Consider the following 22,540-nt stretch of genomic DNA (forward strand, 5'->3'; position numbering starts at 1 on the left):
GCGGAAGAGCGTGGAAGAGCGCCGCGCGGCGCCGGCGGTTCCCCTCGGCACGCGCGTCGTTCCGTGCCATGGAGCCGGGCATGTCCCGGATTGTCCTCGCCTCCACGTCTCCCTTCCGGCGGGCGCTCCTCGATCGCCTCGGGCTCGCGTACGAGGCGGTCGCGCCGGCGTTCGACGAGATCGCGCCCGAGGGGCTGCCGCCCGCCGCGTGCGCCCGCCTGTTCGCGGAGGGGAAGGCGCTGAGCCTCGCGCCGGCGCGCCCCGACGCCCTGATCATCGGCGCCGATCAGGCGCTCGAGCTCGACGGCGAGCTCCTGCGCAAGCCGGCCACGCTCGACGAGGCGGCCGACCAGCTCGGGCGGCTCGCGGGGCGCGTCCACGCGCTCCACACCGCCGTCGCGGTGCACGCGCCGCCGGGCGTGCCGCCCGCGCCCGGCGTCGAGCGGACCCTGATGACCGAGATCGCGACCGTGGAGCTGCGCGTGCGCCCGCTCGGCCGCGCGCAGATCCGGCGCTACGTCGAGCTGGATCGGCCGATCGGCAGCGCCGGCGGGTACCTCTTCGAGAAGCGCGGTCCGTGGCTGTTCGACGACGTGCGCCACGCCGACGAGACGGCCATCGTGGGGCTGCCGCTCGTCCCGCTCTGCCGCCTGCTGCGCCGCTTCGGGGTCGACCCGCTCGACGCGCCTCCCGGGGTGTAAGCGCGCGCCGCTGGACGGCGCGCCCGCTCAGCGCGCGCAGCCGCAGGAGCGGCGGACGATGAGCTCGACCGGCAGCCGCGCCTGCGGCTCCGCGACGCCGCGCTGGATGAGCTGCACGAGCTCCCGGACGGCGAGGCGCCCGACGAGCTCCGTCGGCGCGCGGACGGTCGTGAGCGCCGGATCGAGGTGCCGCGCGGGGCTGATGTCGTCGAACCCGACGACGGACACGTCGGCGGGCACGCGCATGCCCTCGCTCCGCAGCGCGTCGATCGCGCCGATCGCGGCGCCGTCGCACCAGCCGACGACCGCGTCGAACGCCGCCCGCTCGCGGAGGAGCGCGACCGTCGAGGCGCGCGCCTCCTCGGCGCTGAGCCCGGCGCGGCAGAGCTGCGGGTCGACCGGGACGCCGTGGCGCGCCAGCGACTCCCGGTAGGCCTCCTCGCGCCGCGCCGCGTCCTCGCTGCCGGGCCGGCCCCGCAGGAAGGCGATGCGCCGCCGGCCGTGCGCCTCGATCAGGTGATCGACCGCCGCCCGCACGCCGGCCTCGTTGTCGATGACGACGCTCGGCAGCGACAGGCCCTGCGGCGAGGATCGATACAGCAATAGCGCCGGGAACCCCTCGGACGAGAGCCTCCTCAGGCTCGGATCCCCCATGGCGCCGCCGAAGATCAGGACGCCATCGGTGTTGTGCCGCCCGAGCATCCGCCGCTGCGAGCCCTCCGACCGCAGCGCGATCAGGAGATCATATCCCTCGTCCGTCGCCGCGCCCGCGACGATCTGGAGGAAGCTCGACATGAAATCGGTGCTCACGGCGGGCAGGAGCAGGCCGAGAGCCCCTGTCTTGCCCTGCGCGAGGCTCCGCGCCGCCGCGTTCACCACGTAGCCGAGATCGCGTATCGCCGCGAGCACCCGCTCGCGGGTCTCCGCGCTGCACTTGCCACGATCGTTGAGGACCCTGCTGACCGTCGCCGGAGAGACCCCGGCGTGACGGGCCACGTCCTCCATGCGCACCGACGGCCGTGGGCCGGCGCTCGTCGTGACCGCCTCAGACGAAGATTTCATGTACATCAACAAGCCAACCTGAAGGCAAGCGCTTGCATCCTAGGGCGCGCGGGCGATTCCTGTCAAACCGGTTCACGGCACGTCGGTACAGTTCGGCTGTCAGGGAAAAGTTCGAGTAACGCGGTGGCGCGCACGTTGCTACCGCTGTGGATCGTCGTTCGAGCCTGACACGAGGCCCTTCCGACTGAGCACCTTCTGCCGGGCGACGCCCACGCGGCGGGCCAGGCGCTCGATGAGGTGAGGCCATGGTGGAACGCCCGCCTTTCAGGGGGGCCGAGACGATGACGGCAGCCGAGCTGTCCATGTCGTGGCCGGACCTCGGGAGCGAGGAGCGCGCGCAGGCCTATCGCCGCCTCCGGCGCGAGGACGCGGAGGACTTCTTCCAGGGTCTCTCGTCCGCCGACCAGGCCGCGCTCCTCGCCGCGCTCACGAAGGGCGAGCGCAGGCTGTGGCTCCGCCTGCTCGCGCCCGACGACGTGGCCGACATCCTCCACGAGGCGCCGCCGGGCGAGCAGGAAGAGCTCCTCTCGCTGCTCGACGAGCCGACGAGGCGGGAGGTGAGCGCGCTCCTCGCGTACGCGGAGGACGAGGCCGGCGGGCTCATGAGCCCGTGGTTCGCGCGCGTGCGGCCGGAGGCCACCGTCGACGAGGCGATCTCCTACCTCAAGCGGCAGGCGCGGGATCACCTGGAGACCATCTACTACGGCTACGTGCTCGACGCCGAGCAGCGGCTGCTCGGGGTGGTGTCGCTGCGGCAGCTCATGATCGCGCCGGGCCGCCGGCGCGTGAGCGACGTCATGAAGACCGACGTCGTGTCGGTGACCGAGGACGTCGACCAGGAGGCCGTCGCGCGGCGCTTCGCGGAGCACGACCTCGTGGCGATACCCGTCGTCGACGGCGAGGGGCGCATGAAGGGGATCGTCACCGCCGACGACATCGTGGACGTCGTGGAGGAGGAGGCGACCGAGGACATCCAGAAGCTCGGCGGCATGCAGGCGCTCGACGCGCCGTACCTGCGGACACCGCTGCTGAGGATGCTCGGCAAGCGCGCCGGCTGGCTCTCGGCGCTCTTCCTGGGCGAGCTGCTCACCGCCACGGCGATGGGGCATTACGAGGACGAGATCGCCCGCGCCGTCGTGCTGGCCCTGTTCGTGCCGCTCATCATCTCGAGCGGGGGCAACTCGGGCTCTCAGGCGACGACGCTGGTCATCCGCGCGATGGCGCTCGGCGAGATCCGGCTGGCCGACTTCTGGCGCGTCTGCCGCCGGGAGCTCGCGTCGGGCCTGGCGCTCGGCGGGATCCTCGGCGCGATCGGCTTCGCGCGCGTCGTGGCCTGGGAGAAGCTGTTCGGGTCCTATGGCCAGCACTACCGGCTGATCGCGCTGACCGTCGCGATCAGCCTGATCGGCGTCGTGACGTGGGGCACGCTCTCGGGCGCGCTCCTGCCGTTCGTGCTCCGGGCGCTCCGCTTCGACCCGGCGAGCGCCTCGGCCCCGTTCGTCGCGACCCTCGTCGACGTCTCCGGCCTCGTGATCTACTTCAGCGCGGCCGAGCTGCTGCTCCGGGGCGTGCTGCTGTGAGGCGGGCGCGCCGCCGCGCTACGGGCTCACGCGCGACGCGAGGTAATTGGACGCGGCCTCGCCGATGATGCGCGCGTCCTCGCGCCAGCGGCCGCCGCTCGTCAGCTTGTCCGCGTCGGCCCGGCTCAGCGACGTCTTCGGGTTGGGCGACGCCGTGCGGCTCGAGAGCTCGACCTCATCGAGCACCTTGCCGTCCAGCGTCGTGATCCGGAGCGTCAGGATGATCTGGCTGGGGGACGAGGAGACGACCGCGTAATAGCCGGGGTTCATGTAGCTGACATAGGGCCTGAGCACGAACGGACCCGACGTGGGGTTGCTGACCTGCGCGACCTCGATGCCGTGGTCCCTGGCGCCGGCGATGAGCTCCTTCGCGAACTCCTCGTCGATGGACGCCTTGTCGCTCACGAAGCTCCGGTGCTCGTCCGCGTCCCTGCTGGCGAGGAACCTGTCCTCCGGCTCGTCGAGGATGCGGAGGTTCACGAAGTCGATGGGCAAGAGGGCGAAATACCGCTGGCCCACGAACGGATCGGGGTTCGCCTGGGTCACGACGCGCCAGCGCGGCGCGCACCCGGCGAGGGCCGCGGCGCCGACCAGCGTGGCCGCGATGAAGCTGCGACGGTGCATGAGGGGCTCCTTCAGGGGGCCCGCCTTGTAGGCCATGTCCGCGCGCCCTGGCAAGGGCCGCCCGGCGCGGCGCGGCCGCAGGCGGGCCGGCAGCCGCGCGGGCGCGCTCCGACCCGGGCGGGCGGCCCTTCACGCGAGGGCGGGAGCGCGGCGCGGGCCGGCGCGCCCCTGTGCAATGGGCGGACATGACCCGAGCTGGCCTGTGAGATGCAATGGACATCTCGGACGATCGATGGATGTTCCATCGATGGTGGAGGTGAGCACATGATCCCGCATTTCGTGGCTGGTCTCTTCGGCCTCTGGCCGTTCGTCGTGGTTCCCGTGATCGAGGTCGACCCGCCGGGGAACGCCGGCAGCGGCCCTCAGGAGGGCAGCGCCGCCGATCCGGGGAGCGCCGGCGAGAGCGCTCCGCGGTACGTTTATTCGATCTCGTGCATCGAGGGCAGCACGGGGAGGAAGGCCTTCAGCACGGAGGACGCGTACTGCAGCGCCCTGCGCGGCGAGCAAGTCTGCTCCGAGAGCGCGGCGTTCTTCGCGTTGCTCCAGGGGTGTCCCTGAGCGGGCCTGCGCGGCGAGGGTACAAAGGCTTGACATCCGAGAGGCGCCTTGCTCTTCCTAGCGTGCGCGGACCGCCCTCGCGGCCCTTCCCTTCGCCAGGTTGCGCGCCTCGGAGGCTTCCATCGTGACGAACCTCTACCTCATCCGGCACGGAGAAGCGCTCGTCAACGTGAACCATATCGTGGGCGGGATGCGGGGGGACACCGGGCTGACGCAGCTCGGCGTGCTCCAGGCGGAGCGGCTGCGCGACCGGCTGGCCGCGACGCGCGAGATCTCCGCCGATGTCCTGATCGCCAGCACCTTCCGCCGGGCGCAGCAGACCGCCGAGATCGTCGCGCCCGCCCTGGGCTTGCCCCTCACGCTCGACGACGACGTGCAGGAGCTCCGCCCCGGCGAGGCGGACGGCATGCCGGTCGGAGAGGCGATGGTGCGCTACGCGATCGATTTCGAGCGCGAGCCGTACCGCCCGGCCAGCCCCGGCGGAGAGAGCTGGGCTCAGTTCATGCTCCGGGTCTCCGTCGCCCTCGACCGCATCACCCGCGAGCACGAGGGCCGGACGATCGCGGTCGTGACGCACGGCGGCTTCATCGACGTCGCGTTCCTCCATTTCTTCAAGATGAACGCGCTCGCGTTCCCTGTCGCGCACTTCGCGACGCGCCACACCTCGCTCACCCACTGGCAGCGACGGCGGCGCTGGGGTCGAAACGAGGCCTGGCACCTCGTCTATTACAACGACAGCGCTCACCTGCGCGACGTCGAGCGGACTGTGCGCATCCCCTGGGCGGAGCTCTCCACGCTGGCTCCCAGGATGGTCGATGACGCAGGGCCCCCGTCCTCGGAGAGCGGCGAGGGCGTCTAGCGCGCACCGGGGACGCGAGGGGGCCTTCGTCTCGCCGCGTCCCAGGCGGCGCGCGCGGAGCTCCCGCGCGCCGGCGGGGCCCTGCGTCCGAGGCGCACCGGCGCGCGCCCGCGACGGTCGGCGGCGGCCCGTCGCCTTGCGCGGCTTGCACCGCCGACGCCGGGCGAGCTACATGACCCGCATGATGGGTCCCGTTCACGCAACCTTCCTCATCGCCGCTCCCGATCAGCCCGGTCTCGTGGCGCGGCTCGCGGGGTTCTTCTACGACATCGGCCTGAACATCATCGACGCGAGCAACCACACGGATGCGTTCACGGACGAGGGACCCCGCTTCTTCATGCGCCTCGTCGTCGATCTGGCGGGCCTCTCCTCGCCGGCCGCGGTCACCGCCCTGGGCGGGTCGGCCACCCGCAGCGCGATCGAGGCTGCGTTTCGCGAGCTCGCCACGTCGCTCTCGGCGCGATGGTCGGTGGACTACAGCGATCACGTCCCCAAGATGGCGATCCTGGTCACGAGGGATCCTGCGTGCCTTTACGACCTCGTGCTCCGGCAGCGCGCGGGCGAGCTCCGCTGCGAGATACCGCTCGTCATCTCCAATCATCCCACGCTCGAGGCGGTGGCCGAGAGCTTCAGGATCCCGTTCTTCTGTCTCCCGCTCACCCCGGAGACGAAGCGCGAGCAGGAGGGCCAGGTGCTGCACCTGCTGAAGAAGCACCATGTCGATCTCGTGGTGCTCGCGCGTTACATGCAGATCCTCTCCGAGCAGATGCTCGATGACGGCCCGCCGGTCATCAACATCCACCACGGGTTCCTCCCCGCCTTCCAGGGGGCGAAGCCCTACCATCAGGCGCACGCGCGCGGCGTGAAGCTCATCGGCGCGACGGCGCACTATGCCACCCGGGATCTGGATCAGGGGCCGATCATCGAGCAGGACGTCGCGCGCGTGAGCCACCAGATGGGACCCGAGGAGATGACGCGGGTGGGGCGCGACGTGGAACGCATCGTCCTCTCGCGCGCCGTGCGGGCGCACCTCGAGCGGCGGGTGATCGTCGAAGGCCGCCGGACGATCGTCTTCTAGAGCGGCGGTCACCCGCTTCGGATACGGGCCCATCTCGACGTTTTCGGTGCTCAGCGCACTGGAGTGCGCTTCCGCGCCGAAAACGCCGATCTGGACCCGTCTCCTGTGCGGGTGATCGCCGCTCTGTGATGGATCGCCCGTGTCAGCGGCGGTCGGAGACTGCGGGGCGCGCTCTCCCCGGGAGCCCGGGGAGAGCGCGTTGGCGGGGTGTTACGGGTGGTCCTGCTGGCCGAGCGCCGCGGTCTGGCCGGGCGCGAAGGACCCCGCCTGCCCGACGCCGAGCTGGCCGATGGCGGCGCTCTGGCCCACGGTCGACTGGCCGACCATGGCGCCCTGCTGGCCGACGCCGAGCTGGCCGATGGCGGCGGTCTGGCCCACGGTCGACTGGCCGACCATGGCGCCCTGCTGGCCGACGCCGAGCTGGCCGATGGCGGCGGTCTGGCCCACGGTCGACTGGCCATAACCGGCCTGTTGACCCGAGTGCTGGCCGGCGTAACCGCCCGCCCCGGTCTTCGACGGGAACTCGCCCTTGCTGGGACCGAAAGAGCCCTTGCTGGGGCCGAGCTCACCCTTGCTGGGGCCGAGCTTGCTGGGGCCGAGCTCGCCCTTGCTCGGGGCGAAAGCACCCTTGCTGGGGCCGAGCTGACCCTTGCCAGGGCCATACCCGAGCTTGCTGGGGCCAATCTCGCCCTTGCTGGGGGTGAAAGCGCCCTTGCTGGGGCCGAGCTGACTGTATCCGCCCCTCGCCTCCTCGAGCGCCTGCTCGGCCGACTCGACCGCCTCGTCATCAAGCTCGGTTTGATCGAAGTCCGCCTCGTCCGCGCCCACCGCGCAACCGGCGGCCAGCGCGGCAAAGAGAAACGCAGGCACCAGCATCTTGCTACGCATCGACATGATTGGTCCCCCTGATGTCCGCGAGGGCCACGAGGCCCGGACATCTCGGGTTCACCGCAGAGCAGACTGTGTGCCTGGTAGGCGTGTGCATACGTTTCCGCTCACAGGGTGCTTGACGGCCGCGCGGGCGACGATCGAGCGTAGTTGCTCGATCCGAACCCGCGCGGGAGTTCTCCCGATCCGGGGAAAGCGGACCTCCGAAGGGCGCTCCTCCCGGGCAGCGTCCACGCCCCCCGCGACCGTCTCCGCGCCTGGCCGGAGCCGGCGTTTCGTCGCGCCAAGGCGCCCCGTGCCGACCGCGGCCGTCGCGCTCCGCGCGCGTCACACGACCGGAACAGACGGGGCGCGCTGCACGACAGACGGAACAAGGCATCTCGAGTCCGGCGTGGGCGCACCCAGCGGACCCGGGGCGCCGGGCAAAGCCCTGCCCGCAGGGCGCATCGACCTGATGGCCCCGCCCTGCTCAGGACGCCGCGTGTCGAATCGCGTGTGCAGCACCGGAGCGCCGGAACGGACGGTTCTCACCGGGACGACCTCCGCCCGTCCGCGGCGTAGCGCGGTCAGCGCTTCATCGGTTGCGCGTGGCGCAAGGGCGCTCCGGCGTGGGCGCCGGGGCGGCGCGCCGCGCGCGCTCCGTGGACGGACGGCTCACGCCTCGGGCTTCTTCCCGAAGAGCCACTTCTTCGCCTCGTCGTCCATCGGCTGGCTCTGATTCCGCAGCTCGCTCCCGGCCGCGAGCCCGCGCTGGACTGCCGGCCTCGCGCGCAGCGCCTCGATCCACCGCTTGAGGTTCGGGAGCGCGTCGAGCGCGATACCGTACCGATCGTACAGCGTCACCCAGGGGAAGCTCGCGACGTCGGCGATCGAGTACTCGCCCGCGAGGTAGGCCCGGTCCGCGAGGCGCTTGTCCATCACGCCGTAGAGCCGGCGCACCTCGTTCGTGTAGCGCTCGATCGCATAAGGGATCTTCTCGGGCGCGTACTGGCCGAAGTGGCCCGCCTGGCCGCTCATCGGGCCAAGGCCGCCCATCTGCCACATGAGCCATTGAGTCACCTCGTGACGACCGCGGAGATCCGAGGGCATGAGCTGGCCCGTCTTCTCCGCGAGGTAAAGCAGGATCGCGCCCGACTCGAACACCGAGATCGGCGCGCCGCCGCCCGGCGGATCGTGATCCACGATCGCGGGCATCCGGTTGTTGGGGCTGATCGCGAGGAACTCCGGCTTGAACTGATCGCCCTTCCCGATGTTGACCGGGATGAGCTTGTACGGGAGGCCCGTCTCCTCGAGCATTATGCTGATCTTCCAGCCGTTCGGGGTGGGCCAGTAATAGAGATCGATCATCGTGCGCTCCGCCTCCAGTGGTTCCAGTGATGGTTCGCCGATCGCGACGGCGTGCTGTCTCTCGGGATCGTCCGGCAGGGGTCGTGGCGCTGCCGCGCGGCGTCGCCCTGCTCCGGGAGCATCGGTGGCACGTCGCCCCGCGAAGAGCAACCGGCGATCGACGCCTCAGCGCGGCGAGCCCGCCGCTCGTCGACGACGGCGCGCGGGCGCCCGCGCGCCGTCGTCGACGAGCGCGCGCAGCGCCGCGACGTGCTCGGGCCCCGTCCCGCAGCACCCGCCCACGATCGTGGCGCCCGCCTCGATCCAGCCGCGCGCGAGGTCCGCGTAGCGCGCGGCCGCCGAGCCGCCAGGCGCCGCGCGCCAGCCGAGCCCCTCGCCCGGCGCGCCCGCGTTCGCGTAGGCGCCGAACGGGGCGCCGCACGCCGCGAGCCGCTCGACGTACGCGAGCGTGCGCGCGGCGGGGGTGCAGTTGACGAGCACCGCGCGCGCGCCGCGCGCGGCGGCCTCTCGCGCGGCGACCTCGACGTCCTCCGGCGAGAGGAGATCCGCCTCCGGACCCGCCGTGAACGACGCCCACGCCTCGACGCCCGTGGCGACCGCCTCCTCGAGCGCCACGAGCGCCTCGCCGACGTGCGGGAACGTCTCGCAGAGGAGGACGTCGACGCCCGCCGACGCGAGCGCCCGCGCGAGCTCGCGGTGCTCCGCCCGCGCGTCGGCCGGGCTCAGATCCGGGCGGTAGCAGTCCTCGAGCGGCGCGATGCTCCCGGCGACCCGGTGCCCCGGGGGGACGGCCTCGCGCGCGAGCGACACAGCGCGCGCCGCGAGCTCGGCCCACGCGGCGCCCGCCTGACGCCGCCTGGTGCGGAACGTGTTCGCCGTGTGCACCGTCGCGCCCGCGCGCGCGTGATCCCGGTGGATCGCGCGGACGACCTCGCAGCCGCGCGCGTCGAGCAGCGCCGCGGCGCTCCAGAGCGGCGCCGGCGTCTCGATCCCCCGCGCGGCGAGCTCGGTCCCGAGCGGGCCGTCGAGGATCACGATGTCAGCCCCCGAGGCCACGGCGACTGGCCCGGACGGCTGTCTCGGCACGTCCTCCATGTAGGCTCCGGTATGTCCGTGAGCGGCGCTCAAGGCAACCCCTGATTGAGACCCTGGCCCCGCTGTATCGTCGCATGTGAGCGGCACCCGCACAGCGCACCGTCCAGACCACTGCGCCGCAGAAAGAACGATGGAATTCTCTTCCCCGCCGGGAATTTACTTGCCAGATATGGGGGGGTTGGGGCACCGTTTGAAATGAAATCATCTCCCCTCATTCCACTCAACTCGCGGGAGTCGTGGGGTCCAACAAGCAGCGATCGCTCGAAGGACCGAAAGGGGTGGAGCTCCCTCTGGCCAGCCCGAGGCCAGATGACCTCCGTCAGTGAGCCAATAGAAAGGAATGCCAACATGATCCGTTCATCCAAGTCGCTCGCTCTCAGTGTTGCGCTCGGCGTCATCGCAGCGGCCGGTTTCACCGGATGCACCGCGTCGGAGCCCGTTGACCAGGGACCGGTGGTGGAGCACGAGCGGATCACCCAGGCCGAGGTCTCCGCCCTCCCGGCCGGCGAGCTCCTCAGCCTCGACATGAGCCGGGACACCGTGTACGCCCTCGACTACTCGGCGGCGCCCATCGACTACAGCCGTATCAAGCTCTCCACCCCCAACGGCAAGGAGGTCCTGCTCGCGGACCAGATGGCCGCCATCGAGAACGCCGATTACGGCGATCTCCCGGCGCCCAAGCTGACCGACGCCTCGGACCAGCGGTTCAGCGTCGCCTCGGATGAGGCCGCCTTCGGCAAGCTCTCGGACAGCGAGCTCGACCAGCTCCGGACCGACGGGTTCTTCTACTCCGAGGTGCCGGTGAAGGCCCCGAACGCCGGCCCGCAGACCACCGATCCCGAGTGCATCCACGCGTACTGCGAGGTCTGCGTCGACAACGAGACCGGCGGGTGGCCCGAGACCTGGTATCCGGGGACGTACACCTGCTACTACATCGAGCACGTGTGGTGCTGAGCCTGGCCTGAAGCTCACCCTCTCTCCCGCAAGGCATCTCTGATGCGATCGCTCTCGGTTTGGTGCGTTGCGTCGCTCGCCCTGGCGAGCGCGGCGTGCGGAGACGATGGACCGGTGCTCCCGAGCGGCCTCCCGGGGCCGATGGCGGGGGTCTACATGGACTTCGGCCCGGCGCCGGAGGACGATCGTTTCCGCGCGCTGATCGGGTTCCCGACCCGGGATGTCCCCGGGCTCGAGGCCGCGATCGACGCCATGTACGATCCCGGCAACCCGGACACGTTCCGGAAGTACATGTCGGTGGAGACCTGGATGGAGCGGCATGCCCCATCCGAGAGCGACATCGCCGCCGTCGAGGCGTGGCTCATCGGGCACAAGATGGAGATCAGGCGCCGGTCCCGGAACCGGCTCCTGATCGAGTTCGCGGGCACGGTCGAGCAGTTCAACACCGCCTTCGACGTCGAGCTCCGTGACTTCGAGCGCGAGAACCCGTCGGCCGGCGGCAGGCCGCTCCGCACCTTCGGCGCGCTCGAACCGCTGAGGCCGCCGCAGAACATCATCGATCTGACGTCGGGCGTGATCGCGGTCGACGTCCCGGCGGACACCCAGCCGCTCGCGGCGGAGGGCGGCTCGATCGAGACGGCGCCGCCGGAGCAGCAGGAGCAGGGGTTCACGCCCGCGCAGATCGCGCACGCGTACGGGCTCGACAAGCTGCACGAGGGCGGGCACCTCGGGCAGGGCGTCAAGCTCGGCGTCGTGGTCGGGGCGACGTTCAAGACCAGGGATCTCCAGTCGTTCTGGCGGACGTTCGGCGTCTCGCGCGACAACCCCGAGGTCGTGGTCACGGCGGATCCGATCTCGACGCGCTACGTCGAGACGACGCTGGACACGCAGTGGTCGGGCGTGATGGCGCCCGAGTCCGAGTTGATTGCATACGAGGGGCCGGACGCGCGCACCATCTCCATCCTCTACGCGTGGAACGAGGCGATCGGCGCCGGCGAGGTGTCGGTGCTCTCGACGTCGTTCGCGCACCGCGAGGAGACGGAGGCGGGGCCGATCCAGCAGCAGTACCACGCGGCGTCGCGGATGGGCGCGGCGCTCGGGATGACGATCGTCGTCGCGGGCGGCGACTCGGGCAGGCCCGACGTGCCGTCGTCGAGCCCGTACGTGACGAGCGTCGGAGGGACCTTGCTCGAGCTCGGCGCGGACGGCGAGGTCGCGCGCGAGGTGGCGTGGGACCGCTCGGGGTCGGGCCGATCGCGCTCCTTCACGACGCCCTCCTGGCAGGAGGCCGTGGTCACCGACGCGCAGGGCACCCGCGCCGTCTCCGATGTGGCGCTGAACGCCTCGCCGGAAGCCACGTACTGGCTCTACTACCTCGGCGAGTGGGAGCGGCGCGGCGGCACGTCGTTCGCCGCGCCGGTGTTCGCCGGGATCATGGCGTCGGTGAACAGCTACCGGCTCGCCCAGGGCAAGCCGGTCGCGGGATGGCTGAACAAGACCCTCTACGAGCGGAAAGAGGTGCAGGCCGCGTTCCGCGACATCACCGAGGGGAAGACCACCGGCGACGAGTACACCCCGGGGTTCAGCGCGGGGCCCGGATGGGACTACCCGACCGGCTGGGGCGCGCCGCTCGCGGACAAGCTCGCGGAGGCGCTCCCGTAGGAGCGCCGGGCGGGGCGCCGCGGCCTGATCGTCGTCTCTGCAGCGCGGATACGTCATCCTGCGTTCGATGACGCTCCCCGCCGCGATCCTCTCTCGATCCATCGCATGCATCTCGCTCCTCGCGGCGGCGGCGCTCGGCTGCGATCGCCCGGGCCGCGCCGCCGGCGCGGCGCCCGCGCCGGCCGGCGTCACGCCCGCGCCGACCGCGAGCGGCGCGGAGCAGGCCGCTGACGGCGGCGCGACGCCGGCGGCCGGCGCAGATGCCGCGGCCCCTGCGGCGGACGCCGCGGCCATGGCGGCGAGGGTCGCGCCGCTGCGCGCGGAGGCGCCGCTCGTGGAGCTCGCCGTCGAGGGGTTCCCGAGCGCGGTGGTGTCGGTGCCGATCGGCGCCACGGCGCGGCGCCCGGTGCTCATCGCGTCGCACGGCAACTACGATCGGCCCGAGTGGCAGTGCGAGGTGTGGCGCGGCATCGCGGGGGGCGACGCCTTCATCCTGTGCCCGCGCGGCGTCGCGCGATCCGACTCGCCGTCGGCGAGCGATGTGCGCTTCACGTACGAGAGCAATGCGCGCCTCGAGCAGGAGATCGACGCGGGCCTGGCGGCGCTGCGGGCGCGCTTCCCCGAGCACGTGGACCCCGGGCCGGCGCTCTACACCGGCTTCTCGCTGGGCGCGATCATGGGCTCCGCGATCGCCGCGCGCCGGGCGTCGCTCTTCCCGCGCCTCGTGCTGGTCGAGGGTGGACACGACAAGTGGACCCCGGCGGCGGCGAAGGCGTTCGCGGACGGCGGCGGGCAGCGCGTCCTCTTCGTCTGCGCGCAGGCCGGCTGCGGCGCCGCCGCGGCCGCGGCCGCCGCGCGCCTCGAGAAGGCGGGGGTGCTCACGCGCGTGGTGCGCGGCAAGGAGGCCGGCCACCGCTACGACGGGCCGGTCGCCGAGGAGACCCGGCGCGCGCTCGGCTGGGTGCTCGAGGCCGACGCCCGCTGGTGAGCGGCGCTCACCCGCTGCGGATACGGGCCCATCTCGACGTTTTCGGTGCTCGGCGCACTGGAGTGCGCCTGCGCGCCGAAAACGCCGATCTGGGCCCGTCTCCTGTGCGGGTGAGCGCCGCTCGGCGACGCTAGGGGGAGGGGGCGAACTGCCGGGTCTGCTCGGGGGGGAGGCACGTCGCGGCGCGCGGGCGGTCTGGTCGGCGGGCGGCCTCTGAGCTAGACGAGGGCCCTTGTCGATGATGGCTTGTCCTTTCCCGGAAGCGCGCGCGCGGTGTCGCGGCGGCCCGGGGCGCTCGCTCCGCGCGCTGGCGCTCGCGGCGTCCGCGCTCGCGGCGTCCTGCGGCCCCGGCGAGGAGCCGCCCGGGCGCTCCGCCGCCGCGCAGCCCGCCGTCGCCGATCCAGCGCTGGCCGCCGCCGGCGCCGCCGATCTGCTGCCCGCGCCGGACGGCGGGACCGCCGGCGAGGCCGATCCCGCGGCGACGCGGGAGGCGCGGCGCCCCGGGCGCGGCGACAAGCTCGCGAGCATCGCGATGCGCACGTTCGTGTACGCCGCGCCCGAGCGCCGCGCGGCGAAGCTCGGCTACCTGCGGGCCGGCGCGATCGTCGAGCGCGCCGCGGCGCCGTCGGGCGACGACGGGTGCCCCGGCGGCTGGTACGCCGTGCACCCGCGCGGCTTCGTGTGCGTCGGCCGGGGCGCCTCGCTCGAGCTCGGCCACGACGTGGTCGCCGCCACGCCGGCCGGCCCCCGCCGCGGCGAGCCGTACCCGTACCGCTACGTCGTCTCGCGCAAGCCGCCGCCGCACCTCTATGTCCACCTGCCGAGCGAGGCGGAGCAGCGGCGCGTCGAGGGGCGCTCGCGCAGCCAGGGCACCCCGGCCTGGTCCCGCCGCGACGAGGCGCTCCTCGGCGAGCCCGACCCGCTCACGCCCTTCTTCGAGAGCCGCCGCGACCTGCCGAAGCCGTTCGGCGCCGCCGAGAAGGTCCGCTTCCCGGCGCACCGCGGCCGCGCGCGGGCCGACTCGGCGTTCGGGCTCATCTCCACGTTCGCGTGGAACGGCCGGCGCTTCGGCCTGACGACCGAGCTCGACCTCATCCCGATCGATCGCACCTCGGCCGTCGTCCCCACCGCGATGCGCGGCGTGGAGGTGAAGACCGAGGGGACGCCCGCGTTCGTCATGCACCACGGCGTGCGCACGCTGAAGCCGGACGCCTCGGGCGAGCTCAAGCCGGACGGCTGGGCCGCGCACCGCTCCGGCTGGGTGCTCACCGGCAAGACGGCCGCCGGCGGGGCCTATGTCGAGACGGACGCGGGCGCGTGGATCCCCGCGTCCGCGCTGCGCGTCGCGCGGTTGGGCCGCGACTTCTGGGGGCACGCGGCGCGCGGCAGGAAGTGGATCGACATCTCGATCGAGCTCCAGATGCTTGTCGCCTACGAGGGCACGCGCCCCGTGTTCGCGACCCTCGTCTCGACGGGCCGCGGCGAGCTCGGCGACCCCGCGACCACGAGCGCCACCGTGCAGGGCACGTTCTTCGTCCGCGAGAAGCACGTCACCGCGACGATGGACGGCGACGATCTCAGCGAGACGTCCGTCGATCTGCGCGACGTGCCCTACGTCCAGTACTTCCACAACAGCTACGCGCTGCACGGCGTCTACTGGCACGACGCGTTCGGCAAGGTGCGGAGCAGCGGCTGCGTCAACCTCGCGCCCGCGGACGCCGCGTGGCTGTTCGAGTGGACCGATCCCCCCGTCCCTGACGGCTGGCACGCCGCGTTCAACGACAAGGGCGGGACGCTCGTCTTCATCCACGCCTGACCGACCCGCCCGCTCGTGGAGCCCCACCGGCGATCTCGCGTCACGGCGGCGGGCGCGGTGCGCGGTGCGCGTCCGCGGAGCTCGAGAGGTGGTCGACGTCGCGGCCCGGGACGTGTAGCGCCGGGTGGGGAGCGAGGTTAGCTTCGGGCCATGAGCGACCCGGAGCGTCCCGGCAGCGACGTCGAGCGCGCGACGACAGACGAAGCCATCGCGACCCTCGTCGGGGGGTACCGCGACTTTCGCCGCTTCCTGGAGCGCCGGGTGGGCAGCGAGGCCGTCGCCGAGGACATCCTCCAGGAGGCGTTCGCGCGCGGCATCGACCGCATCGGCGAGCTGCGCAGCGACGAGTCCGTCACGGCCTGGTTCTACCGCACGCTCCGCAACGCCGTGGTCGACCACTACCGGCGCCGCGGGGCGTCGGAGCGCGCGATGGCCGCGCTGGCGGCCGAGCTCGACGAGGCGGTCGAGCCCGACGTCGAGATGCACCGCGCCGTGTGCCAGTGCGTCCGGGGGCTCGCCGGCGTGCTGAAGCCCGAGTACGCCGCCGCCCTGCAGCGCGTGGAGATCGACGGGCTCTCGGTCCAGGCGTTCGCCGAGGAGGCGTCGATCACCCCGAACAACGCGGCGGTGCGGCTCTTCCGCGCGCGCGAGGCGCTCCGCAAGCGCGTGGCCGCCACGTGCGGGGCCTGCGCCGCCGAGGGGTGCCTCGACTGCTCCTGCGGCACGCGCCCGCCGGCCGGGGCGCCCGGGCCTGCCGGCGGCTGCTCGCACGGCGAGCGGCGCTGACCGGCTCGACAGGGGTCAGGCCGAGCCGCCGAGCGAGCCGGGCCCTCGCCATCGCCCGGCGAGCCGCCCGGCGCCCCGCGAGGGCCTGTAATGCCGCCGGACCGCGCGCGTCGGCCGTGCAGAACCCCCACTGGAAGGTGCCCGATGCTCATGGAGCGTCTCTTCGTCGTCTCCGGTCTCTTCGCTGCCTCGCTGCTCGCCCCCTCGCTGCTCGTCTCGCGCGCCGCGGCCGAGCAGGCGCCGGCCCCTTCGCCGCAGGCCGTCCGGGAGATCGAGATCGTGGTGGACGGCGGTTACAAGCCGAGCCGCATCGTCGTCACCGAGGGCGAGCGGATCCGCCTGAAGCTCGTCCGGCGGGACTACTCGCCCTGCACGCGCGAGATCGTGTTCGCCTCGCTCGGCATCCGGCGCGAGCTGCCGACCGACGTGCCGGTGGTGATCGACCTGCCCTCGCTGAGCCCTGGAGAGATCGAGTTCAAATGCGGCATGAACATGCTGCGGGGCGTGATCGTCGTCGAGCCTCGCAAGTGATCGCACTCGCCCATGCTGGAGCGGCTTCCATGAATGCACCTCATCGCGCCGGGCTGAACGCCCTGCTGATCCTCGTCGCTGCGCTCGCCGGCTGCGCCCCGCGCAGCCGCCCCGCGAGCTTCCCCGCCTCGTCCGCCGCGTCGCCGCAGGCCGCGGAGGCTCCCCCGCCGCGGATCGGCGTCGCCCTCGCGGAGGACCCCCCTCTGCCGGGCGCGCCCACCACGGGCTGGGTCGGCCTCGAGCCGGCGAGGGCGCCGGGCGCCGGTGCCGATCCTCACCAGCATCACCACCACCATCAGCACGGCAGCGCGCCGCCCGCCAGCGCGCCGCCCGCCAGCGCGCCGCCCGCCAGCGCGCCGCCTTCCAGCGCGCCGCCCGCCAGCGCGCCGCCCTCGACCCCGGAGCCGTCCCATGCGCACTGATCCGAGCCGTCCCCTGCGCGGCGAGCGCCCGCGCGCGCGCTCGCTGGCCGCGCGCCTCCTCCCGCTCGCGGCGGGCCTCGCGCTGCTCTCTGCCGCCGGCTGCGCCGCCCCCTCGGCGACCGCCGACATGACGCGGATCCGCGAGCTCTCCGGCGCGGCGCTCCCGCCGAGCGCCGCGTCGGACGAGGTCGACCCCGAGCCGGCCGGCGACGCGCGGGCGCTCGAGGGGCGGCCGCTCACCGCGGACGCCGCGGTGCGCGTCGCGCTGATCAACAACCGCGAGCTGCGCGCCGCGCTCAAGGAGGTCGGCATCGCGCGCGGCAACCTCGATCAGGCGGGCGCGCTGCCGAACCCGGAGATCGAGGTCGAGGTGACGCCGCGGCAGGAGGGGAACGAGCACACGCACGTCGAGCTCGCGGTGGAGATCGACCTGACCGCGGCGCTGCTGGCGCCGCTCCGCGCGCGGGCGGCGCGATCGGAGCACCTGGCCGCGCGCTTCCGCGCCGCCGGCGCGGTCGTCGAGCTCGGCTACCAGGTGCGCGCCGCGTTCTACGCCGCGCAGGCCGCGGAGCAGCGCCTCGGCGTCGCGAACCGCGCGCTCGACGCGCTCGCCGCCGCCCGCGACGCCGCCCGCGCGCTGTTCGCGGCGGGCAACATCCCGGAGCTCGACGTGGCCACGCAGGAGGCGGGCTACGAGGAGGCCCGCGTCACGGCCGCGCAGCTCGAGCTGGAGCTCCTCTCGCGGCGCGAGCGGCTGCACCGGCTGCTCGGCCTCTCCGGCGCGGCGACCACCTGGACGCTCGCCGGCGCGATCCCGAAGGCGCCCGCGGCGGTCACGACGCCGCCGCGCGCGGAGACGCAGGCCGTGCGGGCGAGCCTTGAGCTCGCGGAGCTGCGCAGCCGGCTCGACGCGGCGGCCGGCCGCGCCGGCGCCCTGCGCGCCGAGGGCTGGGTGCCGGACATGTCGGTCGGCGTGCGCGGCGAGCGGGAGCTCCCCGAGAGCGGCGAGGCGGACGCCCACCCGTGGGTCATCGGCGCCGGTCTCCGCGTCGCGCTCCCGCTCTTCGACCGGCGGAGCGGCGCCCAGGCGGCGCAGGCGGCGGAGTTCGACGGCCTGCTCGAGCGCTACCACGGGCGCGCGATCGACCTCCGATCGGCGCTGCGCGAGGCGCGCAACCGGCTCGTGTCCGCGCACGCGCGGGCGCGGCACCAGGAGGGGGTCGTCGTCCCCGCGCGCAAGCGGGTGCTGGAGCAGACGCTGCTCCAGTACAACGCGATGCAGGTCGGGGTCTTCCAGCTCCTCGACGCGCAGCGCGGGCAGCTCGACGCCGAGCTCGCGGCGGTCGAGGCGCTGCGCGAGTACTGGACGGCGAAGGCCGCGTTCGACGCGCTCCTTGCGGGGCGCCTCGTCGACTCTGGGGGGGCGGACGCCCCCGCTGCGATGCCGAGGGCCTCGGGCGCCGGCGAAGGAGGGCACTGACATGGATCGACGTTCGTTCATTCACGTGGGCGGCCTGGCGGCCGGCGCTGCCCTGATCTCGCGCGGCGTCGCGCACGCGCAGGAGCGCCCGGGCGCGCCGCCGCGCCGGACCGCGGCGCCCGGGGCGCAGCCCGCCGTGGTGACACCGAACGGCAGCACGCTCCCGCTCCGGGTGGTGGACGGCGTGAAGGTCGGCCACCTCGTCGCGGGCCCGCTCGAGCACGAGTTCGCGCCCGGCCTGAAGTGCGAGGTGTGGGGCTACAACGGCGGCTCCCCGGGCCCGACCATCGAGGCGGTCGAGGGCGATCGCCTGCGCATCTACGTGACGAACTCCCTGCCCGAGGCCACGACGGTCCACTGGCACGGCCTCGTGCTGCCGAACGGCATGGATGGAGTCTCCGGGCTCAACCAGCGCCCGATCCCGCCCGGCGAGACGTATGTTTACGAGTTCATCGTCCGGTATCCGGGGACGTACATGTATCACTCGCATTTCGACGAGATGACCCAGATCGCGCTGGGCGCGGTGGGCATGTTCGTCGTGCACCCGAAGCGGCCTCGCGGTCCGCGCGTGGACCGGGATTTCGTGCTGATGACGCACGAGTGGAAGATCAACGCGGGGGCGCGCCGGCCGGACCCGAACGCGATGAGCGACTTCAACGTCCTCACGTTCAACGGCAAGGCGTTCCCCGCGACGGCGCCGCTCGTCGTCGGCCGCGGCGAGCGCGTGCGCATCCGCCTCGGGAACCTCGGCCCGATGGATCACCACCCGATCCACCTGCACGGCCTGGCGTTCAACGTCACGGCGACGGACGGCGGGTATGTCCCCGAGTCGGCGCAGTACCCGGAGACGACGGTCCTCGTGCCGGTCGGCAGCACGCGGGTGATCGAGTTCGTCCCCGAGGAGCCGGGCGACTGGGCGGTGCATTGCCACATGACGCACCACACGATGATGCAGATGGGCCATGGTCTGCCGAACATGGTCGGCGCCGACACCCGCACGCTCGATCGTCGGATGAGCCGCGTGATGCCCGGCTACATGACGATGGGGACCACGGGGATGGGCGGCATGGGCGAGATGCAGATGCCGATGCCCGCGAACAGCCTGCCGATGCGCGGCGGCGCCGGGCCGTTCTCGTACATCGACATGGGCGGCATGTTCACGATCCTCAAGGTCCGCGACGAGCCGGACAAGGCCGACCCCAACGGCTGGTACACGCACCCGGCCGGCACCGTGGCCGGACCGGCGAGCGCGGATCGGATGCGCGCGGACGGGATCGACCCGGCCGCAGGGGGGAATTCTACCAAACCTGGCGGATGAGTTTCTCGACGGGGGCGGAACATGGCAATCGGGTGTTTCCTGAACGTGTCCAGTAGATCCCGTTGGAGATGGTAGGGAATCGGGCCGACGGAGGTGCAGTTCACCGGTGCTCGTGGGTACGTTTCTCGACGTGTTCCGCTCCTGACGATCGGGTGTTTCCTGAGCGTGTCCTGTCAAGTATGGCAGGGAATCGGGTTGACCGAGGTGCAGTTCGGTCGGATACTCTGACCGGACTCATCGCTGACCAGCGGCAGTCTCATGACGGTTGATGGCTGGTCGGGCAGCGACGCCGAGGGAGCGCAGGATGACTCATCGCGGCCATATCCGTCATGGCATAGGGGCTGTCAGACCCTATGTGTTCGGCCATCTCGATCTCACGGATCTCGTCAAGAAGGCTTTTGGCGCCGTGGAGCTCGAGCGTCAGCAGATGGGTCCCGAGTCCTTCCACGTCGAGCTCCAGATCGCCGACTCGGTCGTGGTGCTGGAGACGGGCGAGCCGCGCCCGGCGGACGCGACGGTGGCCTCGGTCTATGTCTACGTGGACGACGTCGACGCTGCCTACGCCCGGGCCCTCGAGCTCGGCGCGGTGTCGATCTCGGCGCCCGAGGACAAGCCCTATGACGAGCGCGCCGCCGGGGTGAAGGACTCGTTCGGCAACATCTGGTGGATTGCCACGTACAAGCCGACCGCCGCATCTCCCAAGTTCGCCCCTGGTCCGTGATGGGAGAAACCCCAGCGGCATGGCGGCAGAGAGGCACGGGGAACACGCTCTCTCTGTTCTCCCCTCTGTGCCCTCTGTGCCTCTGTGGTTCAATCTCTTCCCCATCACGGCGTCGGGGATGAGCATGGACGACGCCGCCTGAACGGGGCGCTCGCCGCCTCCCTGCTCCCGCGAGCCGCCGGGATGCCGATGACGCCGGCGCGGGTCGGCCGTCGCGCTGGACACACAGGGCGCGGTCGGGCGACCACACGCCCACCAGGAATCCTCAATGATTTCAAGGGCCCAGGAGCGGTCCGCGCCTTGCCATATCGAGCGCCGAGACGGGGACGCCCCGGAACACGGAGGAGTACTTCCATGGCGACGAAGATGGCTCGACGGATGATGTTTCTGGCGCTCGGCACGGTTTCGCTCGCTGGCTGCGGTGAGCGGCACGACGCGCGCCCTCCTGCGCCGTCCGCCGCCGCGACCCCCGCGGCGACGCAGTGCCCCGAGCCGGTCGCCGCGGCGGCAGCGCCCGCGAGCCCGCCGGCCGCGACGATGACGGCGCCCGTGCCGGCGCCGGCGCCGAGCGTCGCCGGGGGCAAGGAGCGCAAGGAGAAGGCGACAGGGGCAGCGGAGCTCAAGGTGAAGCGGTTCGTGATCGCGGAGGGCGTGAAGGACCGAGAGCCGGTGGCGCCGGGGACAACGTTCCGCGCGCCGGAGACGGAGCGGCTCTATGCGTTCGTGGAGCTCGAGAACCGGGGTGACGTGGAAGGGGAGGTGACCGTGTCGTTCGTCCCGCCGGACGGCGGGGCGCCGGTCGGCAACGTCACGCTCGGGGTCGGCCCCTCGCCGCGGTGGCGCACGTGGGCGTTCACGCGCGGGGTGCGCAGGGCAGGGGAGTGGACGGCGGTGGTGCGGTCGGAGACGGGCGAGGAGCTCGCGCGCGCGCCGTTCGAGGTGACGCTGTAACCGCCGCGGCCGGGCGCGGGGGCGCTCCGCCGCGGTCAGGGCGCGGCCGGCGGCTCATCGCTTGTCGCACCCTGTTCGAAGACGTCCAGGTACACCCGGTCGACGTCGAGCGCGCAGCCGAGGGACGAGAGCTCCGCCCGCTCGCCCGGACCGTGGATCCGGAGCAGCCAGGCCCCGTCTGGCTGCCGCGTGAAGACCTCGATTCGCGGCGCCTTCTGCGACGCGAGCACGTACTCCTCGAGCGACGGCACCGTCCGGTACTGGGCGAACTTTTCCCCTCGATCGTAGGCTTCGCTCGACTCGGAGAGCACCTCGACGACGAGGCGCGGGTTCAGGAGCGTATCGCGTTGCTCGTCCTCGAACTCGGGACGCGAGCAGACGACGGCGCCGTCGGGGTACACGTAGCGGCGCGTCGCGGCGATCTTGATGCGCATGTCGGAGGTGAGCACCCGGCATCCTCGCCCCTGGAGCGCGCTCCGCAGCTCCCCGATGACACTGGTGGCGACAGCGCTGTGCTCGAGCGTGCGACCCGCCATGGCGAAGATCTCGCCGTCCGCGTACTCGTGGCGGAGCGGCGACGATCGCTCGAAGTCCAGGTATTCCTGCGGCGAAAGGCCGGTGCGCACCGCGGCTTGTGCCATGGCCTGCAGCTTCACCCATCGGGAGGAGCGCGTCCACGCGGCGGCGCGACGCCGCGCCCGCGCGGGCGCGGCGGGCGCCGACGTGATTGCAGCCACCTCGGCCCTACCGGCGAAGCGGCTCCCCGCCACAGGACGTTCCCGGGGGCCAATCCTGTCCGGTCGCCAGCGCCCGGGTGTGCCTAACCTCACAAAATCTGTGCCACTCGAGGGGGTCGGACACTGGCTCAACCGCAGTGCCTTGCGACACACCGGGGTCCGGACCCCCTCCCCGACGCGTCATGGAGCGTTCTTCGGCGCGGACCTGTGCCAAAATTCGGTCCGTGGAGCGGCATTTTGTGCCATCTCCCCGGTGAAGGGGCTCGATCTTGTGCCAACAGGGGGTCAGGACCCCTCCGGAGCGCAGTGCGGAGCGCACGGCCGGGTCCGGCACCCCCTCCGGAGCGGAGTGCGGAGCGCGTGCAGGGGGGCGGGATCCCTC

The 22,540-nt window shown here is 72.6% G+C and carries 22 protein-coding genes; 16 read left to right on the forward strand and 6 right to left on the reverse strand.

Annotated elements, in window-relative coordinates; all coding sequences use genetic code 11:
* The first annotated feature begins 80 nt into the window (after nucleotides 1-80).
* Nucleotides 81-701: a Maf family protein gene (locus tag WME76_RS03120; protein WP_437958731.1), complete on the forward strand. Its 621-nt coding sequence runs from the start codon at nucleotides 81-83 to the stop codon at nucleotides 699-701.
* Nucleotides 702-728: 27 nt separating this feature from the next.
* Here the strand turns inward: WME76_RS03120 and WME76_RS03125 are convergent, their stop codons facing one another.
* Complete coding sequence (locus WME76_RS03125; protein WP_437958732.1) at nucleotides 729-1,763, reverse strand: LacI family DNA-binding transcriptional regulator; 1,035 nt, start codon at nucleotides 1,761-1,763, stop codon at nucleotides 729-731.
* 245 nt (nucleotides 1,764-2,008) lie between these two features.
* Here WME76_RS03125 and mgtE point away from each other — a divergent pair, with 245 nt between their 5' ends.
* A complete protein-coding gene (mgtE, locus tag WME76_RS03130) occupies nucleotides 2,009-3,343 on the forward strand; it encodes a magnesium transporter (protein WP_437958733.1) in 1,335 nt (444 codons plus the stop codon).
* Between the two features lie 18 nt (nucleotides 3,344-3,361).
* Here the strand turns inward: mgtE and WME76_RS03135 are convergent, their stop codons facing one another.
* Complete coding sequence (locus tag WME76_RS03135) at nucleotides 3,362-3,967, reverse strand: hypothetical protein (protein ID WP_437958734.1); 606 nt, start codon at nucleotides 3,965-3,967, stop codon at nucleotides 3,362-3,364.
* A gap of 264 nt (nucleotides 3,968-4,231) precedes the next feature.
* Here WME76_RS03135 and WME76_RS03140 point away from each other — a divergent pair, with 264 nt between their 5' ends.
* The 3 genes from WME76_RS03140 to purU all read left to right on the forward strand — a co-directional run bounded on the left by WME76_RS03140 (nucleotide 4,232) and on the right by purU (nucleotide 6,462).
* A complete protein-coding gene (locus WME76_RS03140) occupies nucleotides 4,232-4,525 on the forward strand; it encodes a hypothetical protein (protein WP_437958735.1) in 294 nt (97 codons plus the stop codon).
* A gap of 124 nt (nucleotides 4,526-4,649) precedes the next feature.
* On the forward strand, nucleotides 4,650-5,384 hold the full coding sequence (locus WME76_RS03145; protein ID WP_437288683.1) for a histidine phosphatase family protein: 735 nt from the start codon (nucleotides 4,650-4,652) through the stop codon (nucleotides 5,382-5,384).
* 184 nt (nucleotides 5,385-5,568) lie between these two features.
* Nucleotides 5,569-6,462 (forward strand): formyltetrahydrofolate deformylase, encoded by an 894-nt coding sequence (gene purU / locus WME76_RS03150; RefSeq protein ID WP_437962068.1) that lies wholly within the window; start codon nucleotides 5,569-5,571, stop codon nucleotides 6,460-6,462.
* A 210-nt stretch (nucleotides 6,463-6,672) separates the two neighbouring features.
* Here purU and WME76_RS03155 read toward each other — a convergent pair whose 3' ends face one another.
* The 3 genes from WME76_RS03155 to WME76_RS03165 form a co-directional block, all read right to left on the reverse strand.
* On the reverse strand, nucleotides 6,673-7,350 hold the full coding sequence (locus tag WME76_RS03155; protein ID WP_437958736.1) for a hypothetical protein: 678 nt from the start codon (nucleotides 7,348-7,350) through the stop codon (nucleotides 6,673-6,675).
* Nucleotides 7,351-8,004: 654 nt separating this feature from the next.
* On the reverse strand, nucleotides 8,005-8,697 hold the full coding sequence (locus tag WME76_RS03160; RefSeq protein WP_437958737.1) for a glutathione S-transferase N-terminal domain-containing protein: 693 nt from the start codon (nucleotides 8,695-8,697) through the stop codon (nucleotides 8,005-8,007).
* Nucleotides 8,698-8,862: 165 nt separating this feature from the next.
* Nucleotides 8,863-9,792: a homocysteine S-methyltransferase family protein gene (locus WME76_RS03165; protein ID WP_437958738.1), complete on the reverse strand. Its 930-nt coding sequence runs from the start codon at nucleotides 9,790-9,792 to the stop codon at nucleotides 8,863-8,865.
* Between the two features lie 348 nt (nucleotides 9,793-10,140).
* On the opposite strand from WME76_RS03165, the gene WME76_RS03170 reads away from it, so the two are divergent.
* From WME76_RS03170 to WME76_RS03220, 11 genes are all read left to right on the forward strand, one after another.
* Nucleotides 10,141-10,746, forward strand: a complete 606-nt coding sequence (locus tag WME76_RS03170) for a hypothetical protein (RefSeq protein WP_437958739.1) — start codon at nucleotides 10,141-10,143, stop codon at nucleotides 10,744-10,746.
* Between the two features lie 42 nt (nucleotides 10,747-10,788).
* The gene (locus WME76_RS03175; RefSeq protein ID WP_437958740.1) at nucleotides 10,789-12,408 is read left to right on the forward strand and encodes a S53 family peptidase; all 1,620 of its coding nucleotides are present in this window, start codon (nucleotides 10,789-10,791) and stop codon (nucleotides 12,406-12,408) included.
* A 67-nt stretch (nucleotides 12,409-12,475) separates the two neighbouring features.
* A complete protein-coding gene (locus WME76_RS03180; protein WP_437958741.1) occupies nucleotides 12,476-13,396 on the forward strand; it encodes a hypothetical protein in 921 nt (306 codons plus the stop codon).
* Between the two features lie 238 nt (nucleotides 13,397-13,634).
* Complete coding sequence (locus tag WME76_RS03185; RefSeq protein ID WP_437958742.1) at nucleotides 13,635-15,212, forward strand: L,D-transpeptidase; 1,578 nt, start codon at nucleotides 13,635-13,637, stop codon at nucleotides 15,210-15,212.
* 150 nt (nucleotides 15,213-15,362) lie between these two features.
* Nucleotides 15,363-15,998 carry an RNA polymerase sigma factor gene (locus tag WME76_RS03190; RefSeq protein WP_437958743.1) on the forward strand — a complete coding sequence of 212 codons (636 nt, stop codon included), beginning with the start codon at nucleotides 15,363-15,365 and terminating at the stop codon, nucleotides 15,996-15,998.
* Between the two features lie 150 nt (nucleotides 15,999-16,148).
* Nucleotides 16,149-16,529: a cupredoxin domain-containing protein gene (locus WME76_RS03195; RefSeq protein ID WP_437958744.1), complete on the forward strand. Its 381-nt coding sequence runs from the start codon at nucleotides 16,149-16,151 to the stop codon at nucleotides 16,527-16,529.
* A 29-nt stretch (nucleotides 16,530-16,558) separates the two neighbouring features.
* Nucleotides 16,559-16,951, forward strand: coding sequence for a hypothetical protein (locus tag WME76_RS03200; RefSeq protein ID WP_437958745.1), 393 nt, complete (start codon nucleotides 16,559-16,561; stop codon nucleotides 16,949-16,951).
* On the forward strand, nucleotides 16,941-18,431 hold the full coding sequence (locus WME76_RS03205) for a TolC family protein (RefSeq protein ID WP_437958746.1): 1,491 nt from the start codon (nucleotides 16,941-16,943) through the stop codon (nucleotides 18,429-18,431). The genes WME76_RS03200 and WME76_RS03205 overlap by 11 nt, the downstream gene beginning before the upstream one ends.
* A 1-nt stretch (nucleotide 18,432) precedes the next feature.
* On the forward strand, nucleotides 18,433-19,749 hold the full coding sequence (locus WME76_RS03210; RefSeq protein ID WP_437958747.1) for a multicopper oxidase family protein: 1,317 nt from the start codon (nucleotides 18,433-18,435) through the stop codon (nucleotides 19,747-19,749).
* Nucleotides 19,750-20,155: 406 nt separating this feature from the next.
* Nucleotides 20,156-20,470 carry a VOC family protein gene (locus tag WME76_RS03215; RefSeq protein WP_437958748.1) on the forward strand — a complete coding sequence of 105 codons (315 nt, stop codon included), beginning with the start codon at nucleotides 20,156-20,158 and terminating at the stop codon, nucleotides 20,468-20,470.
* 354 nt (nucleotides 20,471-20,824) lie between these two features.
* On the forward strand, nucleotides 20,825-21,421 hold the full coding sequence (locus WME76_RS03220; RefSeq protein WP_437958749.1) for a DUF2914 domain-containing protein: 597 nt from the start codon (nucleotides 20,825-20,827) through the stop codon (nucleotides 21,419-21,421).
* Nucleotides 21,422-21,456: 35 nt separating this feature from the next.
* Here the strand turns inward: WME76_RS03220 and WME76_RS03225 are convergent, their stop codons facing one another.
* Complete coding sequence (locus tag WME76_RS03225) at nucleotides 21,457-22,062, reverse strand: Uma2 family endonuclease (RefSeq protein ID WP_437958750.1); 606 nt, start codon at nucleotides 22,060-22,062, stop codon at nucleotides 21,457-21,459.
* Nucleotides 22,063-22,540 lie beyond the last annotated feature (478 nt).

This window comes from Sorangium sp. So ce119, assembly GCF_051524405.1.
GTDB lineage: Bacteria > Myxococcota_A > Polyangia > Polyangiales > Polyangiaceae > Sorangium > Sorangium cellulosum_G.